Source organism: Gemmatimonadales bacterium, assembly GCA_030697825.1.
In the GTDB taxonomy this organism is placed as follows: Bacteria; Gemmatimonadota; Gemmatimonadetes; order Gemmatimonadales; family JACORV01; genus JACORV01.
In genome coordinates, this window is the sequence record JAUYOW010000286.1 from 1 (window position 1) to 3805 (window position 3805).

6 protein-coding genes are annotated in these 3805 nt (G+C 69.5%); 2 read left to right on the plus strand and 4 right to left on the minus strand.

Annotated features, from left to right (window positions below):
* The 3 genes from Q8Q85_14085 to Q8Q85_14095 form a co-directional block, all read right to left on the minus strand.
* Positions 1-1338, minus strand: a 1338-nt coding sequence (locus Q8Q85_14085) for a hypothetical protein (protein MDP3775389.1), incomplete at its 3' end; no start/stop codon positions are given.
* 221 nt (positions 1339-1559) lie between these two features.
* On the minus strand, positions 1560-1925 hold the full coding sequence (locus Q8Q85_14090; protein MDP3775390.1) for a nucleotidyltransferase domain-containing protein: 366 nt from the start codon (positions 1923-1925) through the stop codon (positions 1560-1562).
* Positions 1882-2271 carry a HEPN domain-containing protein gene (locus Q8Q85_14095; GenBank protein MDP3775391.1) on the minus strand — a complete coding sequence of 130 codons (390 nt, stop codon included), beginning with the start codon at positions 2269-2271 and terminating at the stop codon, positions 1882-1884. Before Q8Q85_14095 ends, Q8Q85_14090 begins: the two co-directional genes overlap by 44 nt.
* Before the next feature lie 296 nt (positions 2272-2567).
* On the opposite strand from Q8Q85_14095, the gene Q8Q85_14100 reads away from it, so the two are divergent.
* Together Q8Q85_14100 and Q8Q85_14105 are read left to right on the plus strand one after the other, a co-directional pair.
* Positions 2568-2828, plus strand: coding sequence for a type II toxin-antitoxin system prevent-host-death family antitoxin (locus tag Q8Q85_14100; protein ID MDP3775392.1), 261 nt, complete (start codon positions 2568-2570; stop codon positions 2826-2828).
* A complete protein-coding gene (locus Q8Q85_14105) occupies positions 2825-3112 on the plus strand; it encodes a type II toxin-antitoxin system RelE/ParE family toxin (protein ID MDP3775393.1) in 288 nt (95 codons plus the stop codon). Before Q8Q85_14100 ends, Q8Q85_14105 begins: the two co-directional genes overlap by 4 nt.
* 12 nt (positions 3113-3124) lie before the next feature.
* Here the strand turns inward: Q8Q85_14105 and Q8Q85_14110 are convergent.
* Positions 3125-3805 (minus strand): SLBB domain-containing protein (locus tag Q8Q85_14110; protein ID MDP3775394.1); only part of this gene is annotated, 681 nt, incomplete at its 5' end.

The following is a 3805-nucleotide window of genomic DNA, read 5'->3' on the forward strand; positions in this document are numbered from 1 at the left end:
GGTGAGGAATCTCAGCGAGTCGGCTAAGAGGTTGATGGGCGGGAAGCGTTTCGCAATGCTGCCTTCGCCCTGCCACAGATAGGTCAGCACGCCGGTGAGCATGGCCCGCGGCGCCGGGGACGTGGTCGCGCGGAGCGTGAGCTGATCGTAGTCGTCGTGGCTTCGGGCCAGACCGACGCCGCGCATTGTGTACTGCTCCTCGTTCGCTTGGGTGCGGTAGTCGAGGTTGTCCACGCGCGTGTACAGCGCGGACCAGCTGAGCCGGGCACGGCTCGCCCCACCCGTGACCGACAACGTGTAGCCGAGTTCGGCGGGTTTCCTGTCTCCCTGGGTACGGCGGTCCACCTGGATGTCGTCCACGTAGAGCTGCACAGCGGCGCGGAGGTCGTCCCTTATCAAGTAGCTGACGTCGCCGGCCACCAGGATGTTCGCGGAGTGCACGTAGTTGAACATCACCGGGAGCCAGAGGTTCAGAGGGTTCAGGAACCATGGCTCGAAGTTGCGGTTGGGTTCCCCGTTGTCGGCGTACAAGGCGGCCTCCGACAGCGAGAAGGACAGGCGGTCCGAGGGCGCGGCCACGAGACGGTGAACCGACAGAAACCGCTTGGAGATGAAAGGGCTGTCCCACATCGGAAGGTTGTCCAGCTGCGCCGCCAGCATCTCGAGGCGGAACCGCCTCGGCCCCAATCGGACCAGCAGATGATCGTAGGGGTAGGGGCTGGGGGAGAGGATGAGGCCCTCGATCTCCGGAGGCCCCCAGTTCCTCGGCACGAGGCCGAAAAAGACTTCCAGGTAGCGCCACGAGCCCAGGATATAGGCCTCCCCGTTGTCGCCGGCGATGAACCGATCCTGTCTCCCCGTGAACTCGGGGTCGCGGCGGAGCCGGGTGTCGAAGTACGGATGAGTGGCCATTGCCACGTGGGGGAACTCCAGGGACCCCGCCAGGCCGCCCTCGTAGAAGAGCCCGGTGTTCTCCGGGGCAGGCCGCACCGTCCACCGACTGGCGTCCGAGGCGCCGAGGACGGCGACGTTCGCCTCGAGCTTCCAGCGGACGGTGTCCGGCCGCTCGGCCAGCTCCTCCGCGAGCAGCCGCAGGCTCGCCCGCACCGGCTCGGCCAGGTCGGTCGTGTCGGCCGCCTTCACCGCGCGCGCCACGTCGGCGCGTCTAAGCGGCCGCGTGAGGGGATCCAGCCCCTGAAGCACGCCGGCGCGGATCAGGTGCTCGACGTACGGCGTGCTCCAGGAGTTGATCGGCAGGTAGAGATTGCTCTCGGTCTGGGCGGCGAGCGGCGCGGCCAGGCCCACGGCGAGCAGGGCCACCAGGAGGCGGTGTCGCATAGGCCTCAAGTATGGTCTGCCGAGGTAGGGGCGGACAACGGGCGGGCGCCGGTCCGGCCGCGGCGGAGCCCGGCCGCCGCGCAACGGCCCGCGCCTGATCGGCGGTCGCTGCACCTGCGTTGTTCCGCTCCGCCCCGCCGGGGTTCGCAGCCGGAACCGGCCTTCGTGTTCGGTGGCGCTGTCGCGGCGACCACGCGCGGCAGTCGCCCTCGCTCTGCAGCCTACAGGTCGCCGCCGCCGACCCGCCCGTCGTCGCCCGTCATCCACACCACGTCGCGTGGCCTGGTGGCGAGGCTCTCCCACTCCGTCCGGGTGTACACCAGGAGGTCTGCCGGCACGGGCAGTCCGGTGGCGTCGAACCGTGCCGCCCGGCGCTCGAAGGGGAGAGGCGAGTCCGCGACGATGACCACCAGATCGAGGTCGCTCCCGACGCCCCAGTCCCCCCGGGCGTACGAACCGAAGTAGCCCACCGCCGCCACGCTCTCATCGGCGCGGCGGAGATCCTCCGCCCAACGGAGCGCGGCTTTCCTCACCGTCGCCGCATCAGGCCAGACCAGCACGGCAGTGCCCAAGGACCTCACGGGCATACCGGATTGCCTCCTCGCTCTGCAGCGGGCCGTAGTGCTCGAATGGCGCGCCGGCAGGGTGCCCATTCGGGTAGCGCGCCGGCACGTAGAAGTTGTCGAGCACGCTCGCCTTCTCCACCAGCGATTCCGCGGCTGCCACGCGGGCGGGCAGCTCGCGCAGCAGCTTTGCGACCACGTGCCCCCCGGCGTCCTGGGCACACGAGAGGTGCAACCCCTTCACCGCCTTCTCGGCCGCCTGGTGCGCGGCGAAGCACGCCCACTCGTGCCGCCCCGCCGCGCGGGAGTCCTCCGCCTGCTCGAGGTCCCGCAGCGCCTGGCGAAGCCAGTCCTGCGCCCGGTTGGTCATCGGCCGGCCACCCACGCCGGTTCGGCCTCAACAGCGAAAAGTACTCTGCGCGGCAAAGCTGACATGTCAGCTGCCGAGGGGCGGGTCAAGAGGCAGGGGGTAAGCATCGGTGAGACATGGGGTTTGCGCAACGGCGGGGGGCGCGGACGCGATCGAGCCCGCGCTCGGGCGCCTCGACGACCGTGGCGCAGTCCACTTGCCGGCGCTGTTCTGAGGGCAGACCGCGTGCCGCTTGACGGCCGACCGTAGCTAGCTATTATAATAGCCCTAGCCATCTCACCCGCGCGAGGCCAATCATGAAAGTTGCCAACACCGTCGAACTCAAGAACAAGACCAACGAGCTGCTGCGCCGGGTCATGAAGGGCGAGGCGGTGATCATCACGCTCCGCGGCAAGCCGGCGGCGTCGCTCACCCCGCTCTCCGAGGACGACCTCGAGGACTTCATCCTCGAACACAGCCCGAAGATCCGCCGGATGATCGCGGACGCCGAAGCGGATCGCGCCGCCGGCCGAGTCACCTCGATCCACGCCTATCTGGCCGAAAAACGCGGCGGATGAGCCGCTTCACGGTCCAGCTCACGCGCGCCGCGGTCAAGGACCTCGACGCCGTGCCGCCGGTCCTCCGCCGGCGCCTGGCGGCGGAGCTGCGGGCGCTGGCGGACCTGGCGACCAGTTGGCCGCCCGGCATCAAGCGGCTCCGGGGATTTGGCTTCCCGCTTTACCGCCTCCGCTCCGGCGACTATCGCGTTCTGTTTCGGCTCGACGAACCAGTCGTCACCATCATGCGAGTCATCAACCGCAAGGACCTGGAGCGAACGCTGCGGCACCTTCGTCGAAGCTGAGAGCCGGACGGCCTAAAGCCTCTGCACCACCAGAATGATCGTCAGCGCGCTCGTGAGCACCGTGGCGACGGCGCTCAGAACCTGACCCCAGTCAGTCTTTCCCTCGCCCTCGGGCACAGCAGGCACGTAGATACGCGCCCCCGGCTCCGGTCGCCGGTTCGGCCTCGTGACCGCGCCGTTCGGCTGCACCACGTAGGTGCGCTTCCGGTCCGCCCGCCGCGCCAAGCCGCCCGCCGCATCCACGTAGTAGCCCACGCCCGCCCCGGGCCGGTACGCCACCGTCACCGGGCTGTTTACCGCCCCCTCGACCTTCACCGTCGGCAAGTACTCGGGCACGAACAGCGAGTCGCCGGCGAAGAGGATGACGTTGTCGCGGTAGCTGGGGTCGCGCAGGACGCGCTCGAAGTCTATGCCCACGCGGCCCAGACCACCTTGGGTCCGGAAGAACTGCGCCCCCCGCACGTAAGCCGCGTCCGTTACGCCGCCCGCTCGCGTGATGAGGTCGCCCAGCCGCTCCTCGCGGGTCGTCAGCGTGTAGCGGCCCGGGAAGCGAACCTCGCCCGAGAGCACCACGTTGCGCTGCAGCTCGAACCCCGGAACCCGCCGGATGAACACGTTGTCGTACGGCTGGAGCCGGTGCTCCGCGCCGAGGGCCGGCGTTTCCCGCCGCAGGTACCCCGTGGGGTCCACCAC